Source organism: Agarivorans sp. Alg241-V36, from assembly GCF_900537085.1.
Taxonomy (GTDB): domain Bacteria; phylum Pseudomonadota; class Gammaproteobacteria; order Enterobacterales; family Celerinatantimonadaceae; genus Agarivorans.
Genome location: NZ_UNRE01000003.1, coordinates 145,196 through 169,739, shown reverse-complemented (window position 1 = coordinate 169,739; position 24,544 = coordinate 145,196). Strand labels below are relative to the sequence as shown.

Sequence of the window (24,544 nt, the reverse complement as noted above, 5' to 3'; positions counted from 1 at the left end):
TTCACTGTGTTAATGGTAAGTGGGCAAAGCAATAGGCGACATATTACTCAATAGTTATCAATAAAAAGTGATCGTATTAAAATATTTTAATAATACATATAAATAAGTTGTTGAAACTTAAGCTAAGTCTGTTCTGGCGTTGTCCAGTGGTTTTGTTCTCTCCCTGAGATGAAGTTAGACCTAGTTGTAATACAAGTAAGATAAGGCAGGAGAGTAGAGTAGAGTAGAGGAGAGTTGAGACATTAACCTGAACCGGTTAACTCTTGAGTGGGCAAGAAACCAACAGCTTGCTAGCTGCTACCAGTAGAAATTTTTGCCAAAGCGTATCGCAACTATTTGAGTAGAGCATCGCGCAAAAATAACGTGAGTTTGGCCGGCTTACCACTGCCCCTACTTTTTACAAGGGTTGGTATTTATTCATGCTGACTTTTTTGTCAATTTGTTGTTTTAGATTACTGATAGATAGTATAAAAGATGCTAGTCTGGCTTTGTTACAATTAGTGGGAAACTTCCCTCTTAATAAGTTGTTAGCGGTCTAATCACTCGGAGAGTTTTGTGGTAAAAGTCAGCGGTCAAAAATTTAGAGTTTTACAGGACAAAAAGCTGTAGTCATTCGTACTGGTTTGCGGAAAGTGCCGCATAATAGTCGCGAAGATAAAATTTATTTAAAAATAAGTCGTTATAAGAAGCCTAAAGCTAGCTTTAAATTAAGTGCTAAGTTCATTCATCGCAATTTTTCTAATACGTACCCTGAGGTCAAATGTAATATGCAAATTCCATTCTTTGATTCAATATCTGGATCGAAAGTTGTTTTACTTGCTGGAGTAGGCGGTGGCTTTGATATTGTAAGTGGTATACCCATTTATTCTTATTTACGAAAACTCGGCAAAGAAGTGATACTGGCTAACCTCTCTTTCACTGAGTTAGCGTTATCCGACTGTGAACCTTTATGCCGTGGAACATACCTTATTAAACCAGAATCAAAAGACCTTGATTACTTTCCTGAAAAACATTTGGCTAAATGGTTACGATCAAAAGGTGAAGACCCAATAATTTATGGCTTTTCTGACGAACTAGGCGTGGCTCCGTTAAGTCATGCTTACCAAAAGATTATTGATAAGCATGGTGTTGATTGTTTAGTTTTGGTTGATGGTGGCACGGATGGTTTGATGTTTGGTGATGAGTCTGGTGTTGCCACAATGGTGGAAGATGCTTGTTCGATAGTTGCTGCATCACAGTCTACAGTAGAAAAAAGCTTTCTTGTAGCCACAGGTTTTGGTGTCGAGCAATTTCATAATCTTAATCATCATTCGTGTTTAGAGAATATTTCTACATTGATTAAAAATGACTCATATTTTGGCAGTGTTTCTATCACCAAAGATATGAAGGAGGGCAAGGAATATATCGAGCTGGTAGATTATTTAAATGTAAAGCATCCGGGACATATGAGCATCGTTACAAATTCTATTTCGGCTTCAATGAAAGGGGAATTTGGAGATGTGCACCCAACTCCAAGAACAGTGAATAGTGAGCAATTTATCAGCCCGTTGATGGGTCTTTTTTGGTTCTTTTCACTTGAAGGAGTGTCTTCTCGCATTCAGTTTAGAAACAAAATAGTTTCAAGCCAGACAATGAGTGAGGTAGGTAATGCATTTAGGATGCATCGAATCCTGAATAAGCAGAGAAAAAATAGAAAAATCCCGCTATAAAGAACACCATGACTAAAACAACAAGTCGCAGATTACGCAAGAAGCTATATCTTGAAGAATTCGCAGTATTTGGATTTATATGCGCTTGTGATTTAGATGAAACAGAAGCTGGTTTTGATCTGTTCTTAGATGAGCTTGTCGATGTGGTTGAAGCGCGCGGGCTTATTATTGGCGGTGGTGGTTCAGCTAAGGAATTCGCTGCGTTTGTAGCTTCTCAGCAACGCTATGGTTCTGCAACTGAGGAAGACCGACAGGCTGTTGAGCAATGGCTAAGTGCTCAACCTCGCACTTCTCAAGTAGTGATTGGGAAGTTAATTGATGCCAACTATGGTGTGTAAAAACTTGCGTTAGTTGGCGCTAGCTGCGCAGCTGCATTGGTATAAAAAAGCCGTTTACCCTTGGGTAAACGGCTTTTTGTATTTCTCTATTTAGCTTGCTTTGTTTAGTAGCTGCTTTTCATATTCAGCGTGAGAAGTATGAATAGCTTGCCTAGCACCACCAAAGGCTTTGCTCACTGCTATAATGGGAATGTGACTAGTTACCTGAAGCGTCCACATGTTGCACTACGTCTATCTTAAAACCAGCTGGGTCTTGCAGCATAAAATGTAGCTGGCCCCACACTTCTTCTTTGAGCTGCATTGCTATCGTCAAATCCATTTTCTGAGCTTCGGTATAGGCCTTAGTAGCATCTTTAACTTCTAGGGAAATTACATAACCGTCGGGAGACATTAATGGTTTAAGAAAGTCTGGTTGGCTAGCATGTTCTGGCATCAAAAAGCCAAGCTGAATACCTGAATGGGGTGACACCAAGTGTAAATAAAAGTCAGCGTCGTAAAATACGGCATTAAAGCCAAACACAGATTCATAGAATGCCTTCACCGCCTCTAAGTTTGCCGTTACCATCACAGGAAACATAGCGTCTATTTCAATCATGTTATTTACCTCTTGCTGTTGATTAGATAGTTAGCATTATCTTTCACTTAGAAGAGTAGTGATTGTATAAAACGGACATTTTTCTGAACTGTGTCGGTGTAACTCCAGATAAGCGTTTAAACTCGCGCACAAAATGTGGCTGGTCGTAGTAATTATCGAGGTAGGCTTTGTTGTGGTGCCAAGTGTTCATGGCTTTGAGGGCACTCTGAAATCTAAGTACCTTACCAAAATCTTTGGGGGCCAAACCAAGGTGCTGTTTGGTCAACCTTCTAAGCTGACGTGCAGACACTCCAAATTCAGAACTGTGGCTCTCCGCTAGGCCTAGATTAGCGCTGACACATTTGTAACAGTATTGAATGTAACGAGCTAGGCGAGGGTCCTCCTTGCCAAACTTTATAGCAGAAAGCATTACTGCAAACAGGCTATTACAGCGCGAATCAAAGCACTTTGCCTTATCAATGGCTTCAAATACAGAGTAAACGATTTCTGCCGTTAGTAAGTCTTCCGCCTTTACGCTACCAGCCTCTGCCCATTCGCCTAAGGGCACAGAGATTAAGCCTTTATGCCCGAGAATTTGAAAACGAATACCAAAAAAAGAGGCAGGGCCATTGATATGAAATACAGTAGATGAGAGAAATGGCGGAACCAGAAAATTATCGCTGAAGTTATCTAGGTTAATAATCCAATCAACACAGTTATCCGGCACACTGTGGTATTGAAACTGACCTTTAGGGACTGTGAGCTGCCAATACGATTGCACCCAACGATTTAACGGCGGCAATGGCTGCCGCGTTTGATAGGCGCGCTTGTCAGCGACTTTTCCTTGAGTCGGATTATAATCTAAAAACATTTTTGTACTGATATACAAAACATAAGCGTTCCTGGCTAGATGCTTCTAACTGCCGATTATATTTGAGCCTTTCAACTTAACAAGATCCCTAGCCTTTAGTTTACGAGCGATAAACTTGATTACCAGTACATAAGTTAAATGCACTCCAGTTACGATAGCGCAGATTGATAGGTACATTATTGTAATTTGTTCAGCGTGGGGATGAGTAGTATTCAAAACCGCGGAAAACAGCTGACAAAAATACTGCCGTTTGGGGCTTACTTGCTAAACAAAATAGCAGCTTTAGGGCAGGAAGTTTTATTGCTTAAACAAGGGAGGATTTACGAGTACAAAAAAACCGCTAACCCGAAGGCAAGCGGTTGTTATTTGATTTAGCGTTTAATCTAATTCAACCAGCTGTTTTTCATATTCAGCGTGAGTAGTATGAATTGATTGGCTGGCTCCGCCGGTGGCTTTGCTCACTGCGATAATGGCAATGCTGGCGAAGATAAAGCCGGGCACAATTTCATAAATGTCGAATAGGCCGCCGCTTAGCTGCTTCCATACTACAACCGTTACGCCACCTAGCACTACGCCAGCTAATGCGCCGTTGCGGTTCATGTCTTTCCAGAACAAGCTAATCAATAGAGCTGGGCCAAAGGCTGCACCAAATCCGGCCCATGCGTAAGAAACTAAACCGAGTACCGAGCTCTCTGGGTTCATGGCTAATACTAGCGCCACAATAGACAAGGCAACTACCGCTATGCGACCCACTTTAACAATTTCTTGCTGGCTGGCTTGCGGGCGAAATACTTGTTTGTAGAAGTCTTCTGCTAGGGCAGAAGAAGATACTAATAGTTGCGAGTCAGCTGTACTCATAATCGCAGCCAAAATAGCGGCTAGTAAAATACCGGCGATAACTGGGTGGAAAATCGCATTCACCAATAGCATAAAGATAGTTTCACCATCTTTAATATTGCCGCCTAGGTGAGAATCTACATACACAATGCCCACTACGCCAATAAGCAGTGCGCCGGCCATAGACAGCGCCGTCCAAGTTACTGCGATACGGCGAGCGGTGCCAATGTCTTTGTTGCTGCGAGTAGCTTTAAAACGCGCCAAAATATGTGGCTGGCCAAAGTAGCCTAAACCCCATGCCACTAGCGAGATAATCGCAATGGCCGATAGCGGCTCGCCTTTTACGTCGGTCCACAGGTTTAGTAGCTCTGGGTTTTTAAGGGTTAGCGCTTGGTTTAGATCGCCAAAGGAGCCTTCCATTGCGGCGATAGGCACAATCATTAAGGCTGCAGCCATTAACAAGCCTTGCACTAAATCGGTCCACGATACCGCTAAAAAGCCGCCAAACAGGGTGTAGGAGACAACACAAACGGTGCCTACAATCACTGCGGTGGTGTAGTCTAAACCAAATACTGTTTCAAACAGTTTGCCGCCAGCCACCAGACCAGAACTGGTGTAGAACAAGAAAAACAGCAAGATAAAGAAGGCTGAGATTGATTGCAGCAGTTTAGATTTATCTTCAAAACGGCGGGCAAAAAACTCAGGAATGGTGAGAGCGTTGTTCATAACAATGGAGTAGGTGCGCAGGCGTTTGGCACAAATCAGCCAGTTTAACCAGGTGCCTACTAACAAGCCGCCAGCTAACCAAATAGCTTCGATACCAGCGGCATAAGCGTAACCCGGCAAACCAAGTAGCAACCAGCCACTCATGTCTGAGGCGCCAGCCGATAGGGCTGCTGGCCATGGGCCTAATGAGCGACCACCTAAGAAGTAATCTTCTGAGTTGGAGGTGCGTTTATAGGCGTAAATGCCAATTGATAGCATAACGATAAGATAGGCTATAAATGTGGCACTGATAGCAAAGCTATTTTCAATCATTCCTTTTTCCTTTTATTGCTGAGTTCAGCATTTTGGTTAATTTGGATTGTTACTGTGAATGGCTAACCAAGCCATTCGTGTTATTCGCCGCTACCTAGCTCTAGCAGGCTGGCGTTACCGCCAACAGCGGTAATGTTTATGGTTCGGGTGCGCTCGGTAATAAAGCGCAAGCAAAACTTAGGTTCACTCATGTGGCTAAAGTTCCGCATGTCGCTTTCACATACTAGCTGCGCTAGCTGGCCATCGCGTTCAGCAATAAGCTGGTTGTAGTGCACAGCGCTTTGCTGCGAGCCCGCCAAGGCAATACCTGCTACTGCACGATGTTGCGCCAGCTCTGGGGCTAAACTATAGGCCAAGGGCAGGGCAACTCTGTTAGGGCAACCTGCACGTAATAGCTCGCCCAGCAACTCGTCGAGCGGGCAATCGGCAGCGCTACAAATAACGCTATTACCGGCGATTAAAGCCGCAGTAATTAAGCCTACCAAAGCCTCTTTACCGGCAGAGTCATCGGCAAGCACTAAAAAACAACCTCGGCCTGCGGTATACAGCTCGTTGCTTTCGCCCGTAGGCCCTTGTAGCTGATGCTCTTTGCCAATGACCGCTAAAGCCTGCTGGCATTGAAAGCGGATCATTGCGGCGCATTCAGCGTAGTTTTGATCGCGCTGGCCAAGCAGCTGCGCCCAAGCCATGAGTATCTCGCTACGCGATGCAGCGCTTTGTTGTTGCCAGGCTTCTTGCACGGCAAGGCTTTGTTGCAAAACTTTGTTTGTCGTCGTCATGTTAGCGCTCCTGCTCGGCAAGGATGTTGGTTACCTTGGCCTTGGCAAACCGATATAAATAATGCGGGCCACCGGCTTTGGGGCCTGTGCCAGAAAGGCCTTGGCCACCAAATGGCTGTACTCCTACCACGGCGCCTACTTGGTCTCGATTTACGTAGCAATTACCTACTCGAGCGCGTTGCTCGATATGTCGATAGGTGCTTTCATTACGACTATGCACGCCCAAGGTTAAACCAAATCCACTTTGATTTATTTGATCGATCACCCTATCAAGTTGATTTGATTGATATTTAATCACATGCAAAATGGGGCCAAAGTGCTCTTGGCTTAGTTGTGCAATGTTGTCTATTTGATACGCGCAGGGAGCAATAAAGCTGCCTTTCGCGCAATCATCGGGTAATGGACATTGATAGATAAGCTCGGCGTTGTGTTGCAACCAATCAATATGTGCCTGCAATTTGCTCTGCGCTTGTGGGTCGATAACCGGGCCTACATCAGTGCTTAATAGCTCGGGGTTGCCAATGCTGAGTTCTTGCATGGCCCCTTTAATCAGTGAATAAACCCGTTCGGCAATATCTTCTTGAACATACAAAACCCGCAGCGCCGAGCAGCGCTGGCCGGCAGAGGCAAAAGCAGATCGCAGCACGTCTCTTACCACTTGCTCGGGCAGGGCGGTGCTGTCTACTATCATGGCGTTTTGCCCGCCAGTTTCGGCAATAAACGGCACCGGCTGTGCGTCGCGTTTAGCCAGTTGTTTATTAATGGCTTGGGCAGTAGGTGTAGAGCCAGTAAAGGCCACGCCAGCAATGCGTTTGTCGCTGCACAGGGTTTGCCCTAGCAGTACGCCATTACCCAGTACTAGTTGAATAACTGATTGTGGGATGCCGGTTTCTAGCAGCAACTCAATACAGCGGGCTGCAATAAGGCTGGTTTGCTCGGCGGGTTTGGCTATCACGCAGTTCCCGGCCACTAGAGCTGCCGATACCTGACCGATAAAAATGGCTAGGGGGAAGTTCCACGGGCTAATACAAACAAAGATGCCACGCCCTTGATAGCTGACTTGTTGCGCCTGACCTAGAAACGATTGTTGCTCTATGGGAGCACCAAATTGTTGAATGGCTTGCTGCGGGTAGTAACGCAAAAAGTCCACTGCTTCACGAATTTCATCAATGCTGTCTAATACGGTTTTACCTGCCTCGCGATGGCACAAGGCCACTAATTCAGGCATGTGTTGTTCAAGCTTGTCGGCTAATTGCAGCAAGTAGTTGGCGCGTTCGTTTACCGGTGTTTGCTGCCACGACTGACAGGCTTGTTCGGCTTGGTTTATCGCTTCTAAGGCTTGCTCGGCATTGGCCCAAGTGACTTGGCCTAGCTGTTGGTCTCGCTGATAAGGCGCAGTTATTAAGTGGCTTTCGCCAGTTTGAGTTTGCCCTGCAATTAGCGAGCTGGCTTGCCATTGGTGGGCGGCTAAAAACTGACTCACTTGCTGTTCAAAGGGTTGCCATTCGCTTTCTATATCGGTGGCAACACCCAAGGAGTTTTGCCGTTGTTTGCCAAATAGCTGCGGTGGCAGCGCAATTTTAGGATTATGTAAGCTGCTGCGTGAGCGCAGTAAATCTACCGGATGAACGGTTAAATCTGTTACTGGGCAGCGGGCATCAACCAACCTATGCACAAAGGAGCTATTAGCCCCATTTTCTAATAAGCGGCGCACTAAATAGGGCAGCAGATCTTTGTGGCTACCTACTGGCGCGTAAATGCGTACATCACTGTTGAGCAGTTGTTTGGCATGGTTATATAGCGCGTCTCCCATGCCATGTAAGCGCTGAAATTCAAAATCTTGATGGGTAGCCATGGCCGACACTGCAGCAATAGTTTGCGCATTGTGGCTGGCAAATTGCGGATAAATGAGCCCACGAATATGCTCGCTAAGCAGCAGCCGAGCACAGGCTAAGTAGCTTACGTCGGTGGCTTCTTTACGGGTGAACACTGGGTAAGCATGGTGGCCATGTTGCTGAGAGAGTTTTAGCTCGCTATCCCAATAGGCGCCTTTTACCAAACGCATCGGAATAATATCGCCTTGCTGTTTGGCTAAGCTGGCCAGCCAAGCAATTACTGGCAGGGCGCGTTTGGAGTAGGCTTGTACTACCAAGCCAAATTTCCCCCAACCTTTAATGGCGGGATCTTGGTAAAGTTTGGCAAACAGCTTTAAGGATATTTCGAGGCGGTCGGCTTCTTCTGCATCTATGGTAATCGCCACATTATGCTCGCGGGCATGAATAAGCAGTGCCAGCACGGTGTCGAATAGCTCTTGCAGCACTCTAGCTTGATTGGCTGCCTCATAACGTGGATGCAGTGCCGAGAGTTTGATTGATACCGAGGCGGCAGGTTGAGCCTGATTAGCTCTTGTTTGCTGCTTGGCCACGGCGCTAATGGCTTGGTGGTAGTCATCAAAATATTTTTGCGCATCTTGGCGAGTTAGTGCCGATTCACCCAGCATATCGAAAGAATAAGCAAAGCCTTGCTGTTGCAGAGGCTGGCCATTGTTTAGGGCTTCTTCAATGCTGCGACCTAATACAAACTGATGGCCCATGATCTTCATCGCCTGATGCATGGCTTGGCGAATCACCGGCTCGGAGAACTTGTTCACCAGCTTGTTAAGTACCTTGCCTGCTTGGCCGTCTGCTGGGGTATCTAAACTCACCACTTTACCGGTGAGCATTAAGCCCCAGGTGGAGGCGTTCACAAATAGTGAGTCGGAGTTTTTAAGGTGAGACTGCCAATCGGCCACACTGAGTTTGTCGCGGATAAGTGCATCTGCAGTGGCCGCGTCGGGAACGCGCATTAAGGCTTCTGCTAAGCACATTAACAAAATGCCTTCTCGGGTATCGAGGCTGTATTCCAACAGCAGGGCGTCGATCATTTGCACCGCTTTTTTGTCGGCGCGAACCCGTTCGATAAGTTGGGTGGCTAGCACTGTTGTTTGGCTTAATTCGGCTGCGCTTGGCTCTGCTAGAGGCAGGAGTTGGCTTAACCAGTGTGATTCATCCACGCAGTAAAGCGGCGAAATGCATTGCCAAATTTTATCTAAAGGCTGCTCAATAAACCAAGCTTGGGTCATGGCCTTTGCATCGAGTTGCGATGATTGGTGCATGCTTTGTCCTCGTAGTGCCATCCTCTGCGAGGGGACAGAGGATGTTGCGGCTTTGTTATTTAGAGGCCGATTGTAGAGCGCTTTAAGCGTCGCGTATTTCGAAAAACTCCGCGTTTTTTTCGAAACTCTCTGTTGATGAACAAAAAGCGAAGCAAGCGATTAACAATCTGTTTAACCTGAACTCGTGATAAGGGAGTGACGATAATCCTGCAGCCCAGTCGTTAATCTAGCTTCATGTTGCTTATTTATAGTGTAGTCAGGCTAGGGCGCAGCAAGGCTATTGCTTAACGGAAATAAGCTAGCTGAAAATGGGGCAACGCTGTTTTGGCGCTTAGCCTTAGTGCACTTGTTTGCGGTAGCGAGCGGGCGAGATGCCATAAAAGGCGCTAAAGGCGCTGGTAAAGCTGCTTTGACTGGCAAAGCCACAGCGATGTGAGATTTGCTCAATGCTTAATTGCGGTGTGCTCAAGAACTGCTTTGCCGCGCTAAAGCGTTGGCGAAGTAAGTATTGGTGGGGCGTTAATCCCGTTTGCTGGCGAAACAATAAGTGGAACTGGCTTTCGGCTAAAAATACACAACCAGCCAGCTGCGCCACGGTGATTTTTCGATGTAAGTGTTGCTGAATGTAGCGGTCGATATGCTCCATTTGCAAACGGGTGACTTTAGTTTGTTGCTGTTTGGCTTGTGCCAGTTGGTTTTGTAGCACACACAACAAGGTATTGGCGCAGGCTTCGGCGAGCGCAGTGTCTTGTGGTTGGCTGAGCATTTCCTGACATAGCGCGTTAATCAGCACTTGCGATTGATTGGCTAAGTTGAAATAGGACTGCTGTTCAAATAGCTGGTCGATTTTGCTTTGTAAATTGGCTTGATAGGCGCTAGCAAGATTGATCACCAAGATTTGATTTCGACCTACGCCAGTAAAGGCATGATCGGTAGTGGCAGGAACCAAACAACCTTGACCTGGACCCACCATGTTAGCTTGGCCTTGAATATCAAACTCGGTTTGCCCTTGCAGGCCAATCACTACCTGAAAATAGCGATGACTATGGTGGTGGCAGTGGCTGGGTAAAGCCAATACTTGTGCTAAATTAACTGATTCATTCATATCTGTTTGTTTACGCAGTAATAAATAGATTTAAATGACAACATATACAGCAATGCTGAAATCATGAGCTGGTTTAACTGTAAGCGATAGTGAATTAGTTTTGTATTTGTGTCAATTTTGTTAATGAATATGTTGGGGCTTATTCGCAGGCCTAAATAAAAACACACTAAAAAAGAAAAAATCCGATTATTTGCTAGGCTTATCAATAACTCATCGCAGTGTTTATTGAGAAAGGAAGCCAGCTACATGAGGTATGCGTTAAGCCTATTGTTTCGAAACCGCTCAGCAATCGATGTATTGCTCTCATCTACATTTATAAACTTACTCTCGCTCGCTTTGCCTTTTGCCATGTTGCAGATTTACGACCGCATATTACCTAACCAAGGCTACGGCACGGCTACGGTTCTTATGCTCGGTGTAGCGGTGGCTATTTTACTAGAGCTAGTGTTGCGATATATACGGAGCTGGTTATTGGCTTCGGCAGCCGCTAACTTTGAGTTGCATACCACTATTGATGCGGTGAAAGCTCTACTGGGCAGCAGTTTTGAACCTATCGCCAAACTTGGCAGGGGTGGGGTGTTTAATGGCTTAAGTTCAATAGCAGGTATGCGAGACCTATATTCTGGTCAAGCGGCCTTGGCCCTGATTGATTTCCCATTCGTGGTGATTTTCTTAGCTTTAGTGGCTTACATTGGCGGGCCATTAGTTTTTATTCCGATTGCGGTGTGGGGATTAATTAGCCTATTTGTATTGCTGCTTGGTAAGCAGCTAGCTCAAGCCACCCAAGATTTAGCCCTTAGTGAAGCCGAGCGCTCACGTTTATTACTGAACGTATTGTCTGGGCTTACCACCACTAAAGCCTTAGCCCTAGAAAGTGGGATTGCCGCCGATTACCGAAAAGTTAACTTTAAGCGCTTGCAGCAGCAACAGCGGGTGGATTGGTTATCGGCCAAGCTGCAGGAGTTTATTCAAGGCGCCTCTCAGGGAACAACCTTAGTATTGGTTTTGTTGGGGTGCTTAATGGTACTAGACGGACAACTAACCACGGGTGGTTTAGCGGCCTGTTCTATTTTAGCGGGCCGAGCGGTTGCGCCTTTAAGCGCCATTATTAGTTTGCGCTCTCGAATGGTTACCGCTAAGTCTGCGATGCAGCAAGTAAAGCAGCTAACCAGTTTAGAAGGAGAGCGCTTTAGCGCCGAACATTGCTATCAGCAAAAGTTGCCTGCAGGGCCCATTGAATACAGCCAATTGAGTGCTAAAACCTCTGTGGCCTGTATTGAAAACGCGAGTTTTAACCTGCCCGCCGGCAGCATGGTGGTAGTGCAATCTAATCCTCTTAGCCATGCAAGTTTGGTATTAAGTATGCTGGCTGGCTTTCATCAACATAAGCAAGGCAGCATTAGTATTGCTGGTGTTGAACTTGGCCAGCATGATGCTAATGAGTATCGCCAATCTGTAGTGTATTTAGCGCCGTGGCCTACTTTGTTTGCCGGTAGTTTGATGGAAAACATGACCTTGTTTCGACCTGAACTAGAAGCCAACGCCATGGTGTTAGCAGATGACTTAGGTTTAAGTGCTGCTATTGCCTTGTTGCCAGCCGGTTATCAAACCCGCGTGGGAGACAGTGGCAACCAAATGCTTAACAAGGGAGCGATTAAACTTATCGCCTTGGTGCGCGCGTTAGCGCAGCAACCGTCGATATTGCTGTTAGACGAACCGATGTTGTCTTTAGATGCAGATGCTCAGCAGCGTTTACTGGCCTTGCTAAGTAAGCAAGGCGATGACATGACGGTGATGATTGCTTCGCATTTTGATGAAGTGAAAAACCACTGTGACATACAGCTGCAGATAGCAGAAGACGGCTTAGTCAGCCTGCTAAAGCAACAGAAGGGGGCTTAACATGGAACAGCAAAATCCTGATTTAAAACCCACGTTAATTAGCTTGTTGCAACAGCTTGGTTTGTACTCTCAAGCGACCAATATTGAACAAGACCAGCGTTTAGATTCACTAGATGTTATGGACTTTGTAGGCTTGCTTAAAAAGCACCATATTGCCTATTCGGTGCATCGCCACTTGCCTTCTTTAGTTTCTCAAGCGGCTCATCCTTTTGTACTGATATCCGATCACCATGCACCTAAGTTGTTGCGTCGCCATGGTGAGCAACTTGAACAGTTTGAGCAGCAGTGGCAGGCCTGTGACCCAGCCACTATTGGCGAAGACGCACATTTAATAATGATTGAGCGGCTGCCTCAGCAGGGATCTTCTGCCAAAGCTTTTGCCGAGCAAGTAAGCAAGCGAAGTAAATGGTATCGGCCGGTATTTTGGCTCAGTTTATTGTCTAGCTTGACTGGCTTAGCCGTACCGCTATTTACAATGGCAGTTTATGACCGTGTGATTGGCGGGCAAACACCTGAGGTATTACCCAGCATTGCTTTAGGGGCGGCGTTGGCCTTAAGTATTTTAGTTGCATCACGCTTGATTAGAGCCAAAGTAATGTCCTCAGCGAGTAATCGCATGGCGAGAGATTTGTCTGAGCTTACCTTTCACCGTTTGTTAAACATGCCGTTAATGGTGTTATCGCGAGTGGGCATTGCCAATCATGTGGCTCGTATGCGCAACGCAGAAAAGGTTCGCACGGTGTTATCTGGCCCTGCTGCAGGCGGCCTAATCGATTTACCTTTTACCTTCATCGCCTTAGCTACCATTACTTTGTTAAGTGGTTGGTTGGTGCTGGTTCCGCTGTTAATGTTACTGGTGTTTTATTTACTTATGCGGCTAATGCGCAGCTACATTCAAAGCGCTTCTCCTACGGTATCGGGTGAGTATCAAAATGCGCTTAACGAGTTAGCTAAAAATCTCACCCAGCTAAAAGCGGCCGGGCAAGTAGATGCTTGGACCACTAAGTTTGCCCGTTTATGCCGAGAGAATAGCCGGCAGAACTTTCGTTATGCGGCTCGCAATGGCTTGATGGCTGCAGTGGCTCATGCTTTAAGTTTGTCTACTGCCTTGGTAACTGTTTTCTGTGGCATTTTCTTGGTGCTCAATCAGTCAATATCCGCCGGGGCGTTGATTGCCTGTGTCATGCTGATTTGGCGAATCACCGGCCCAGCGCAACTGGCGTTTAGCTCTACCCAAAAGTTCATCTTGCTAAAGGGGGCGGCTGAGCAGTTTGATCGATTTATGCAGGTGAAAACTGAAAATAGCGAATTGCGTTTAGATGTTCCCGATATGAGCCAGGTTCCTAGTGTATCTTTTCAACATTTAACCTTGCGTTACGGGGCCGAAATGGAGCCAGCACTATCGGCGGTTAATGCTGAAATAGACGCCGGAGAAATGGTGGCGGTTATTGGTCCTAATGGCTGCGGCAAAACCTCATTGTTGCTATCAGCTTTAGGGGTGATTGAACCTCAAGCCGGTTATGTAGCAATAAACAACAAAAACATTCGCCAGTACGACCCAGAGCTATTGCGTTCATGGGCGGCTTATTGCCCCGCAGAGCCAGATTTATTTCCCGGCACTTTGGCAGAAAACCTACGAATAGCAAACCCTGATGCCAGTGACGAGCAGTTGGTTGATGCTTTGTTCGCAGCTGGTGGGCGCGCTTTATTTAGCGCGTTAAACGAACAGTTAGATGCGCCAATCGCTGGTGATGATAGTGCCATGCTGTCAGCAGTAGAAGGTGGTTATATTTCTTTAGCGAGAGCACTACTAAAAGGTTCTCAGTATTTGTTGTTAGACGAGCCCTTGGCCAACCGAAACCCAGATGCTAAAAGCCAGTTTATTCGCACCTTAGAAAGCTTGCGAGGCAAGGCAACCATTATTTTCACCAGCCATGACCAAGAGCTAATCCAATTAGCCGACAAGGTAATAATTTTAGACAAAGGTACAGCCGCTTATGTTGGACCTATTCCTTCGCAGCAGCCTCAATCCAACAGTGAAACGGAGCAGTAAATATGGAACAGCGTCAATTAGCTAATCGTATTTGGCCAGAACATGAATTTACTGATGCCATTGAAGCACCAGCAGAGAGAAAGCTGATTCGCCGTATTGCGTGGTTTATTGCCTTGTCGGTATTGGGAATGCTGTTGTGGTCAATTTTTACCACAGTGGAAGAAATTGCTAAAGCCAAGGGGCAGGTGGTGCCTCTTGGTCACCGGCAAGTTATTCAAAGTCAGCTAGGTGGAACCTTAGCCTCTGTGAGTGTAGAGGAAGGTGATGTGGTTAAGCAGGGCGATGTATTGGCAAATTTTGTGGCCATTGATAGCCAGTCTTTAGAGGAAGAATTAGCCAGTAAACAAGCCAATTTAGAATTACGTATTGAGCGTTACAACGCCTTTGTTGAGCAGCGCCAAGCTGACTTCTCGGCGTTTAAAGCTGAGTATCCTAAATTAGTGGCGCAGCATGTTTCAGCGCTCAAAAGGATGAATGCTGAGTTAGCCGCCACTTCAGCGTTAACAGAGTCGGAGATAGCTAAAGCTAAAGCAGAGTTGGCTGCGGTAGAGAATGAAGTGCCAGCACTAAGTGACCAAATATCGGCCTCTCGTAAAACCATCAACATGATGAAATCACCGGGCGGTATTCAGGTGGTGTCTAAACTACAGGTACTAGAAGCTCAACAAAAGCTCGACTCTTACATAAGAGAGCTAAAATCTTTAGAGGGCAAAGAGCAAGTTTTAAGTAAAAGCCTAACCAATCTTAGCAAGCAGCTCGAACAGAAAAATGCCGCCCTGTTTAATCAAGTTGGCGAAAAACGTGCCGAGGCTCAAGCTGAGCTATTAGGGGTTGAAGCGCGCTTAAAATCTTCCGGTTCACAAGTTTCTCAAACTACCGTTTTAGCGCCAGTTGATGGGATTGTGCAATCTATTCCGACTACCTCTTCAGGCAGCGTAATTGCACCAGGTGGAACCGTTGCGGTAATTGTTCCTACCACCAAGGAAGCGCTAATTGAAGCTAAGTTATCTCCACGTGATATTGGTTTTGTTACCGAAGGGCAACGTGCAAGGGTAAAAATAGACGCCTTTGATTACAGCCGTTATGGGGCTTTAGATGGCATTGTGCAAAGGATCTCTCCTTCTACAGACACCGATGAGAAAGGGGGCGTTTTCTACAAGGTTAAAATAAGCATAGAAACCCCATTTTTTAATGACGACCCCGAGCGCTTTGGCCTTATTCCCGGCATGACCGGTGAAGTAGATATTGTGACTGGCGATAAAACGGTATTTCAATACTTATGGAAGCCAGTATTTACCAACATCACCACTGCCTTTGGCGAACGTTAAGAGAATTTTATTATGACTAAAGATGATCATAACAAGCCTCAAGATAAGGCAGTAAAAAGTTCTTCAAAGAAGCAAAGTAATTCAGACAAAAGCATCAAAAAAGCTAAACGCATAGATAAAGATGTGCAGCGTTTGCAGGCTAAAGAGCTGCGAGATGTGAAAGTTGAGGGGCTTAAAAATCAGGATTTGGTTGCTGATAAATCTCATCAACAACTTCTTGGTGAGCAGCAAGCTTTACCAGATGAAACCTTATTAACATCTACTAAAGACCTTACTGAAATAGACTCTAAACAAATTAAAGAGTTTGCTGATGCTGAGTCTGAGTCTGAGTCACTCAAACCTGACGCTGCTTCAAAAGCCATTGCCGGTGCTGCCTTGGTTGAAGACCCCTTAGTTGATGATACTAAAGCAAGTGTTGCGAGAGTGGGTAAAGGGGGTGGAGGAAATGGTGCCAGCTCTCATTGGCTTACAACACACTCACTTCTTAATCACGTTGGGGCTACGGGAATAACTAGCAACCATTCGGGACATGTTGAGGGTAGCCATTATAAGCCCAGTGTGACAGTGCAACAGCTTACTCACGTTAATCATTCTCAAACTGACCAGCAGCCAGCACCGGTTATGCATGCTGAAGGGGCGCAGCAACAAAGCGGAGCAGTGAAAGAAGATAAGGTGAGTGAGGTTAGTGGTGAGTTGCATGTTTCTGGCGTGGGCGCTAACCAAGTAAGTTGGACAGTTGAGTCTGGAAGTGGAGTATATGGCCAGCTGTTTGTGGACCCGCATACTGGACAGTGGCGTTATCAGTTAGATAATGCACTAGCCACGACCAATGCTTTGGCTGAAGGAGAGCACCATAGTGAGCAATTTGTTGTTGTAGTTAAAGACAATCTGCAGCATCAAATTAAAATGGTAGTTTCAATAGAGGTGGAGGGCAGTAATGATAAACCCCAAATTTCGGGTTTGCACCACGCCAATGTTACTGAGATGGCTGCACTTTCAGAAGTTGATGGTCAGTTATTCGCTAAAGATCCAGACCATAATGAACAACTACAATGGTCAGTTAGCCACTCTCAAGGTCAATATGGCCAATTAACCATTAATCCTGATAATGGCCAGTGGCAATATCAGCTTGATAACCAGCAGCCAGCAACCCTTGCTTTAACCGAAGGGCAGAAGGGAGTTGAGCACTTTGTTGTTAGTGTAACCGACAGTGCTGGTGAAATGGTTAAGCAAGACCTTAGTATTCAAGTTCTTGGCACTAATGAACAAGCAATCATTGGCGGAGGTTTTAGCGGCGTTCTGATCGAAGATAAAGATCTTCATCAAGGGCAACTGCATGCCGATGGCGTGCTCACTGTCACTGATGTCGATAATGGCCAAAACCAGTTCCAAGCCACCGTACAACAAGGTCAATTCGGTTCGCTTTCCATTAACGAACTAGGCCATTGGACCTATACGGCAGATAATTCTCAAACAGTAATCCAAGGCCTGAAAACCGGAGAATCGCTCACCGATACGCTAGTTGTTCATTCTGTCGATGGTACCGAACAAAAAATCACTGTGACTATTAGCGGCACCGACGATAAGGCGGTGATTGGTGGAACTAGTACGGCGAGTCTCACTGAAGACAAAGACCTTCATCAAGGACAACTTCATGTCGATGGCACGCTTACTGTTACTGATCTAGATTATGGTCAAAACCAATTCCAAGCGGGCGTACAACAAGGCCAATTCGGTTCGCTTTCCATTAACGAACTAGGCCACTGGACCTATACGGCAGATAATTCTCAAGCTGTCATTCAAGGACTGAGAACAGGTGAATCGCTCACCGATACGCTAGTTGTTCATTCTGTCGATGGCACTGAACAGAAAATCACTGTGTCCATTAATGGCACTGATGATAAAGCGGTGATTGCAGGCACTGCAACAGCCTCGCTCACTGAAGATAAAGACCTTCATCAAGGGCAACTTCATGTTGATGGCGCACTTACTGTTACTGATCTAGATAATGGTCAAAACCAATTCCAAGCGAACGTTTTACAAGGTCAGTTCGGAACACTGTCGATCAATAACCTAGGCCACTGGACTTATACTGCAGACAATTCCCAACAAGCTATTCAAGGCTTGAAAACAGGCGAGTCACTTACCGATTCGCTAATCGTTCACAGCGTCGATGGCACTGAACAAAAAATCACTGTATCCATTAACGGCACTGATGATAAGGCAGTCATTGCAGGAACCAGCACAGCACAATTAACCGAAGATAAAGACCTGCATAGCGGGCAACTTCATGTTGATGGAGTTCTGACTGTTACCGATGTAGATAATGGGCAAAATCAATTCCAAGCCAATGTGTTACAAGGTCAGTTCGGCACGCTCAGTATCAATAGTCTAGGTCACTGGACTTATACGGCAGATAATTCTCAGCCAGTAATCCAAGGTCTGAAAACGGGCGAGTCGCTCACCGATACGCTAGTCGTTCATTCTGTCGATGGCACTGAGCTGAAAATCACTGTGTCCATTAATGGCACTGACGATAAGGCAGTCATTGCAGGAATCAGCACAGTACAATTAACCGAAGATAAAGACCTTCATCAAGGACAACTTCATGCAGATGGTGTGCTCAATGTCACTGATGTCGATAATGGCCAAAACCAATTCCAAGCGGGCGTACAACAAGGTCAATTCGGTTCGCTTTCCATTAACGAACTAGGCCACTGGACCTATACGGCAGATAATTCTCAGCCAGTAATTCAAGGCCTGAAAACGGGTGAGTCACTTACCGATACGCTAGTCGTTCACAGCGTCGATGGCACTGAGCAAAAAATCTCTGTCACTATCAACGGCACTGACGATAAGGCGGTCATTGCAGGGACATCAACAGCATCATTGACCGAAGATAAAGATGTTCATCAAGGGCAACTTCATGTTGATGGCTCACTTACTGTTACTGATGTAGATAATGGTCAAAACCAGTTCCAAGCCAATGTGTTACAAGGCCAGTTCGGCACACTGTCGATCAATAACCTAGGCCACTGGACCTACACCGCTGATAATTCACAACAGGCTATACAAGGCCTGAAAACAGGTGAATCATTAACTGACACTTTGGTCGTTCATAGCGTCGATGGCACAGAGCAAAAAATCACTGTATCCATTAACGGCACTGATGATAAGGCAGTCATTGCAGGAACCCGCACAGCACAATTAACCGAAGATAAAGACCTGCATCAAGGGCAACTGCATGCCGATGGCGTGCTCACTGTCACTGATGTCGATAATGGCCAAAACCAGTTCCAAGCCACCGTACAACAAGGTCAATTCGGTTCGCTTTCCATTAACGAACTAGGCCATTGGACCTATACGGCAGATAATTCTCAAACAGTAATCCAAGGCCTGAAAACCGGAGAATCGCTCACCGATACGCTAGTTGTTCATTCTGTCGATGGTACCGAACAAAAAATCACTGTGACTATTAACGGCACCGACGATAAGGCGGTGATTGGTGGAACTAGTACGGCGAGTCTCACTGAAGACAAAGACCTTCATCAAGGACAACTTCATGTCGATGGCACGCTCACTGTCACTGATGTTGATAATGGTCAAAATCAATTCCAAGCGGGCGTATTGCAAGGGCAGTTCGGCACGCTCAGTATCGATAATCTCGGTCACTGGACTTATACGGCAGATAATTCTCAGCCAGTAATCCAAGGCCTGAAAACCGGAGAGTCGCTCACCGATACGCTAGTCGTTCATTCAGTCGATGGCACTGAACAGAAAATCACTGTGTCCATTAATGGCACTGACGATAAGGCTGTTATTGCAGGAACCAGCACAACACAATTAACCGAAGATAAAGACCTGCATCAAGGGCAACTCCATGTTGATGGTACGCTCACAGTTACTGATGTGGATTCAGGTCAAAATCAGTTCCAAGCGGGCGTACAACAAGGGCAATTCGGAAGCCTTTCTATTAACGAACTAGGCCACTGGACTTATACTGCAGACAATTCCAAACAGGCTATTCAAGGCCTGAAAACAGGCGAGTCACTTACCGATACGCTAGTAGTACACTCTGTTGATGGGACAGAGCAAAAAGTTACGGTTAGGATTAATGGCACTGACGACAAAGCCATAATCACCGGAATAACAACTGGCGATGTCGATGAAGGGCATGGCAGTTATGGTGATATGTCACCCGATTACGCACAACCTGGTATGGCTAAACTTGGACAGGCAGCATTAACAGCTGATGGCAAGTTGGATATTGTTGACCCTGATAGTGGTGAAGCCCAATTCGACCCTAAGGGCGGCGCTTGGAATAACTCCTACCACGGACAATATGGACACTTACTCTTAAATACAGATGGTACTTGGCATTACGACGTGACGGTTGGAAGCGTTGATTGGGTCGGCAATAGAAAAACAACTATTGGCACTACCATAGATCAACTCGGTGAAGGGCAAACGCTAACCGACACCATTACCGTATATTCTAAAGATGGTACTGCTCAAAATATCGTTATTACCATTCATGGAGATAACGACAGACCGTACATCAGTTCTGAAGTGACACTTACTACAGGTACCGAAGACACTGCTCTTACTTTTACAAAGGCTGATTTGCTTTCCAATACTGTCGACGTTGATACAAATGACGCTGGCAAGCTTTCCATTGCTAATCTGTTAGTAGACCACGGCTCTGTGATTGATAACAAAGACGGCACCTACACCTTCACGCCAACCAAAGACTATAACGGCCAAGTTCACTTCACCTATGATGTGCAAGACGCGCATGGTGGAGTTACGCATACGGGTGCAAGCACTTCATTGAGTGCTGTAGGTGATACAGCAGTTATTGGCGGGCAAGACACCTTTACTGTTCAAGAGGATCATAACCTTACCCTAAACTCAGGCAATACGATTATATACAACGGCCAATTGACCATTACTGACGCTGATGCTGGAGAAGAACATTTTGATGGAAATCTTCATCAAAACCAACAGACAGGCACATGGGATACCGGATATACGACACAGGAAGGTGGAAAACTCATTCTTCAATCCGATGGTTCATATCGCTATGAAATTGATAATAGCCTCGCAAAGATTCAATCTCTCGCTAGTAGCGAAACCTTAATTGATACTGTTACTGTGCGTTCTGCTGATGGTACGACTCATGAAATTCAAGTCACTATTCAAGGTGACAATGATGCTCCCGTTGTTAGCTCAGCAGTTACACTTACAGCTGGTACTGAAGATACAGATGTCGTTCTACACGCTGCTGATTTACTCGCTAACGCTACAGACATCGACCACGATGATGCGGGGAAACTCTCTGTAGCAAATCTTATCGCTGATCATGGAAAGATTACCGATAATCATGACGGAACCTTCACCTTTCATCCTACACAAGATTACAACGGCAAGGTCTCATTTACCTATGATGTGCAGGATTCACATGGTGGAAGTGTGGCTACATCAGCCTCAATCACTCTGGCTCCCACACGTGATTCTGCTGTGATTACTGGTACTGATACAGGGACGATTATTGAAGATCATAATGTTGGTCATAGTTCAAATCACCCCGTAGCGGCTTCAGGTTTATTGAATGTCAGTGATCCTGATGCAGGGCAAGACCACTTTCAGGTCAATCGGTTTGGAGAGCAAGCGATTAACGACCCCTTTGGTGGTTTTTTACGCATAACACCAAATGGCGCTTGGGGTTATGAAGTAGCCAACAGTCACTTGCAATCATTAGCTGAAGGTGAAGTAGAAAAGGTTGTGTACCGTGTTTATTCTGCAGACCACACTGCCCACGATATAACAATAACGGTGACAGGAACCAATGATCAGCCGACCATCACTGCGACGACACTTGCACATGGCACTGAAGACACGCACTACCAAATGCAAGCCAGTCAGTTTGGGTTTACGGATATTGATACCGGCGATACGCTACATTCCATAGCAATCACAGATCTACCACCAGCAACACAAGGTAAGTTTGTACTTGATGGACACGATATTACCGCAGGTCAGAGTATTGCTACTGCCGATATCGCTAAACTTCAGTTCGTTCCTGCGCAAGATTTTAATGGCGATGTTCAGTTTAAATATACTGTTAACGATGGACACCAAGACTCGAAAGAGGCCACTAACACCATAACGGTCGATTCAGTAAACCATGCCCCAACGGTAGCGGCCGTCACAGATACCGTGAGCGAAGACCAAACAAATCATCATCAATTGGATTTATTGCAAGGCGCGACAGATACCGATGGCGATACGCTGTCGATTACTAACCTGCACTACCAAGTGGATGGCGGCGCAACATCAACGGCATTGCCTGCGGGTGTTTTTGTTGCTTCTGATGGGCACACATTGGTCGTTGATGCAACGCACCAAGCCTTTCAGCATTTAGGGGTAAACCAGTCTGAAACCATAGTGGTCACCTACAATGTAACCGATGGTCAGGGTGGTAATGCACAGCAAACCGCAACGTTAACGGTAACTGGCACCAACGACGCACCGATGCTCGGTGTCAGCCAAGCATCATCGACGACGGGCACATTAACAGAGACGGATGCAGACGTTACTGACTCTCATACGTTCTCTGTCGTTAGTTCAACAGGTCATTTTGGTTCACTAACCGTTAATCCCAATACTGGTGACTATGTCTATACGCCAAACACATCTGTGGCAGGGATGAGTTACAATGCTGCAACCAACTCCTACCATGGTGTTGATGTGTTTGAAGTCAAAGTCAGTGATGGCCAAGCTGAGGATTCGAAATTCATCACCTTTGATGCATCTGGACAGGTAACCACTTCGACTACTGGCGGCATAGTTACATCAACAACTGTACCTCCTCAACCTGTGGTTACAACCACGCAACCAACCTTACCTGTTGGCGCAAACGTCGCGCCAACCAACACGGTGACTTTGGATCTTGCATCGATGAGCGACTCGGGTTCATCACAAACTGACAACTTGACCAAGGATACAACTCCAACAATCACCGGACACACCGATATTCCCTATTCGCAAGTGACGGTTTACGATGGTTCAACACCCGTTGGACACGCGGTTTCTGATGCCTCTGGGCAATATAGCGTTGCTGTAAGCCGCTTAACTGAAGGCGATCATAATCTATCCGCTAAAGCATTGGCTCCTTCATCAGTGGTGCCTGCTGTATCACCAGTACTCGATGTGAAAATTGATACCCAAGCCCAAACTAGCATTCACCTTGACCCTATTACCGCCGACAATATTATTAATGCTCAAGAAAGTCATACATCGGTAAACATCACTGGCCAAGTTGGCGGCGATGTACATCAAGGTGATGTTGTTACGTTAAGTATTAATCAACAAAGTTACACAGGAACTGTAGATAGTCATGGACAATTTAGTATTGTAGTTGCGGGTAGTGAGTTGGCCTCTGATTCGTCAGTTTCGGCCTCTGTTTCCACTGTCGACAATGCAGGCAATAAAGCCAATGCAACTCAAACCTTACACTATGATACTGATCTCCAAGTTGGTAGACCGAGTATCACTTTTGAGAGTCCCGGCAGTGATAACTTATACAACAAAGCTGAAATAGCCCATGGCCACGCTGGAACCATTACCGCAACGGTGCATGCAGCAACAGATGCCAAAGTAGGCGAACACCTTAGTATTAATGGCGTTGACCATGTACTCGACGCGAATAGCTTAGCGCACGGAATTCAACTCGAAGTTGCTCCCAGCAGTATTGTTAAAGCCATCATGACCGATGAGCATGGCAACGTAAACTCCGCTTTAAACATGGCAGCAAGTGCTAAACCTGAGCCCATCGTTGTCACAGCACCACCAGGCAGTCACCATATTGGTGCCTCACTTGGCGTACCAACAATTGTACCCGGCCAAACTCCGGTACCTGTTGCAGAGCAAGGCTGGAAAATATTAGTTAATGGCCATTATCAAACCTCTTATACCAGCCATTGGGGAACGCTGACTATTGACCCTAAAACCGGTCAACTCAGCTATCAAGAGCATGCCAATACTCATACTGGTCCTCACGGCAGCGCTCAAGATGTCGGTGTTCATGAGGATAGATTTGAAGTCGCTTTGCAGGGGTCCCATCACGATGATGTTGTAATGCATGTTCAAGTGAGTATTTTAAATCATGGACCTGGTCACAGCGGTAAGCTTACTTTAGGATCGGAAGTGTTGGATATGACGGTTACCCCAGTGGTTGGCCACCATACTCCACCTCCAGCAGCTCCAGATGCCAGTGACGCTCCTTTAGATGTTGATGTTATTGATGTTGACCTAGTCATAGCACCAAGTGATGAGTTGGCAAGTTATGGGTCTGTTAGTGAGTCTGAACACCATCAAGAGCTTAAAAGTGAAACAGAGACCTCGGATTTAACATCTACCCTTCAGCCTACGTCACCGGTAGACCACTACTTTCAAATGCTGGGAATGAGCAGAGATGATGCGCCGTCTGAGTCTTTAGCTGGCAGCCAAACAGACTTACTACCGGAGTTTAACGTAGACAACCCTCTAGCTGATGAAGATGACTTGGCTGGACATTCACCGGATCCGTTTGACAATCCATTGGCTGAAGGAGAGGACCAACATCATCAACTTGATGATGCCCAAGACCATGATCATAACCATAACCAACTGGTTGATGATAATACTGCTATGGATAGTCATGATGATGAGCTATTGCATTCGGCGCTCAACAATATGCACAATCAATGGTAAATATAGCGAGTGTTGTTTGAGCTAAAGGTAATACCTATATTGCAGTAAAATAAGGCAATTTGTAAATTTTTAGCAAAATAAACTAAAAGGGGTTGATGGCGTAGC

The 24,544-nt window shown here is 45.9% G+C and carries 12 protein-coding genes; 6 read left to right on the top strand and 6 right to left on the bottom strand.

The window, feature by feature from the left end:
- Positions 1 to 632: 632 nt before the first annotated feature.
- Together G6R11_RS08135 and G6R11_RS08130 are read left to right on the top strand one after the other, a co-directional pair.
- Positions 633 to 1,709, top strand: coding sequence for a DUF1152 domain-containing protein (locus G6R11_RS08135; protein WP_163132581.1), 1,077 nt, complete (start codon positions 633 to 635; stop codon positions 1,707 to 1,709).
- Between the two features lie 8 nt (positions 1,710 to 1,717).
- Positions 1,718 to 2,047, top strand: a complete 330-nt coding sequence (locus tag G6R11_RS08130; RefSeq protein WP_163132580.1) for a YggL family protein — start codon at positions 1,718 to 1,720, stop codon at positions 2,045 to 2,047.
- A 196-nt stretch (positions 2,048 to 2,243) separates the two neighbouring features.
- On the opposite strand, the gene G6R11_RS08125 is transcribed toward G6R11_RS08130, so the two are convergent.
- The 6 genes from G6R11_RS08125 to G6R11_RS08100 all read right to left on the bottom strand — a co-directional run bounded on the left by G6R11_RS08125 (position 2,244) and on the right by G6R11_RS08100 (position 10,405).
- On the bottom strand, positions 2,244 to 2,642 hold the full coding sequence (locus tag G6R11_RS08125) for a VOC family protein (protein ID WP_163132579.1): 399 nt from the start codon (positions 2,640 to 2,642) through the stop codon (positions 2,244 to 2,246).
- 43 nt (positions 2,643 to 2,685) lie between these two features.
- The gene (locus tag G6R11_RS08120; RefSeq protein WP_163132578.1) at positions 2,686 to 3,492 is read right to left on the bottom strand and encodes a helix-turn-helix domain-containing protein; all 807 of its coding nucleotides are present in this window, start codon (positions 3,490 to 3,492) and stop codon (positions 2,686 to 2,688) included.
- Between the two features lie 378 nt (positions 3,493 to 3,870).
- On the bottom strand, positions 3,871 to 5,367 hold the full coding sequence (gene putP / locus G6R11_RS08115) for a sodium/proline symporter PutP (protein ID WP_163132577.1): 1,497 nt from the start codon (positions 5,365 to 5,367) through the stop codon (positions 3,871 to 3,873).
- Between the two features lie 80 nt (positions 5,368 to 5,447).
- On the bottom strand, positions 5,448 to 6,146 hold the full coding sequence (locus tag G6R11_RS08110) for a hypothetical protein (RefSeq protein ID WP_163132576.1): 699 nt from the start codon (positions 6,144 to 6,146) through the stop codon (positions 5,448 to 5,450).
- 1 nt (position 6,147) lies between these two features.
- Positions 6,148 to 9,300: a bifunctional proline dehydrogenase/L-glutamate gamma-semialdehyde dehydrogenase PutA gene (putA, locus tag G6R11_RS08105; protein WP_163132575.1), complete on the bottom strand. Its 3,153-nt coding sequence runs from the start codon at positions 9,298 to 9,300 to the stop codon at positions 6,148 to 6,150.
- Positions 9,301 to 9,637: 337 nt separating this feature from the next.
- A complete protein-coding gene (locus G6R11_RS08100) occupies positions 9,638 to 10,405 on the bottom strand; it encodes an AraC family transcriptional regulator (protein ID WP_163132574.1) in 768 nt (255 codons plus the stop codon).
- A 246-nt stretch (positions 10,406 to 10,651) separates the two neighbouring features.
- On the opposite strand from G6R11_RS08100, the gene G6R11_RS08095 reads away from it, so the two are divergent.
- From G6R11_RS08095 to G6R11_RS08080, 4 genes are read left to right on the top strand one after another with little or no spacing between them, the layout of a single operon-like run.
- Positions 10,652 to 12,304 (top strand): ABC transporter transmembrane domain-containing protein, encoded by a 1,653-nt coding sequence (locus tag G6R11_RS08095; RefSeq protein ID WP_163132573.1) that lies wholly within the window; start codon positions 10,652 to 10,654, stop codon positions 12,302 to 12,304.
- Position 12,305: 1 nt separating this feature from the next.
- Positions 12,306 to 14,357: a peptidase domain-containing ABC transporter gene (locus tag G6R11_RS08090; RefSeq protein WP_163132572.1), complete on the top strand. Its 2,052-nt coding sequence runs from the start codon at positions 12,306 to 12,308 to the stop codon at positions 14,355 to 14,357.
- A 2-nt stretch (positions 14,358 to 14,359) separates the two neighbouring features.
- The gene (locus tag G6R11_RS08085) at positions 14,360 to 15,685 is read left to right on the top strand and encodes an HlyD family type I secretion periplasmic adaptor subunit (protein WP_163132571.1); all 1,326 of its coding nucleotides are present in this window, start codon (positions 14,360 to 14,362) and stop codon (positions 15,683 to 15,685) included.
- Between the two features lie 12 nt (positions 15,686 to 15,697).
- On the top strand, positions 15,698 to 24,439 hold the full coding sequence (locus G6R11_RS08080; protein WP_163132570.1) for a VCBS domain-containing protein: 8,742 nt from the start codon (positions 15,698 to 15,700) through the stop codon (positions 24,437 to 24,439).
- Positions 24,440 to 24,544: the final 105 nt, after the last annotated feature.

Coding starts and splice junctions, on each gene's coding strand:
- G6R11_RS08130 (WP_163132580.1), top strand. CDS start 1,718: ATGACTAAAACAACAAGTCGCAGATTACGCAAGAAGCTATATCTTGAA.
- G6R11_RS08125 (WP_163132579.1), bottom strand. CDS start 2,642: ATGATTGAAATAGACGCTATGTTTCCTGTGATGGTAACGGCAAACTTA.
- G6R11_RS08120 (WP_163132578.1), bottom strand. CDS start 3,492: ATGTTTTTAGATTATAATCCGACTCAAGGAAAAGTCGCTGACAAGCGC.
- putP (WP_163132577.1), bottom strand. CDS start 5,367: ATGATTGAAAATAGCTTTGCTATCAGTGCCACATTTATAGCCTATCTT.
- G6R11_RS08110 (WP_163132576.1), bottom strand. CDS start 6,146: ATGACGACGACAAACAAAGTTTTGCAACAAAGCCTTGCCGTGCAAGAA.
- putA (WP_163132575.1), bottom strand. CDS start 9,300: ATGCACCAATCATCGCAACTCGATGCAAAGGCCATGACCCAAGCTTGG.
- G6R11_RS08100 (WP_163132574.1), bottom strand. CDS start 10,405: ATGAATGAATCAGTTAATTTAGCACAAGTATTGGCTTTACCCAGCCAC.
- G6R11_RS08095 (WP_163132573.1), top strand. CDS start 10,652: ATGAGGTATGCGTTAAGCCTATTGTTTCGAAACCGCTCAGCAATCGAT.
- G6R11_RS08090 (WP_163132572.1), top strand. CDS start 12,306: ATGGAACAGCAAAATCCTGATTTAAAACCCACGTTAATTAGCTTGTTG.
- G6R11_RS08085 (WP_163132571.1), top strand. CDS start 14,360: ATGGAACAGCGTCAATTAGCTAATCGTATTTGGCCAGAACATGAATTT.
- G6R11_RS08080 (WP_163132570.1), top strand. CDS start 15,698: ATGACTAAAGATGATCATAACAAGCCTCAAGATAAGGCAGTAAAAAGT.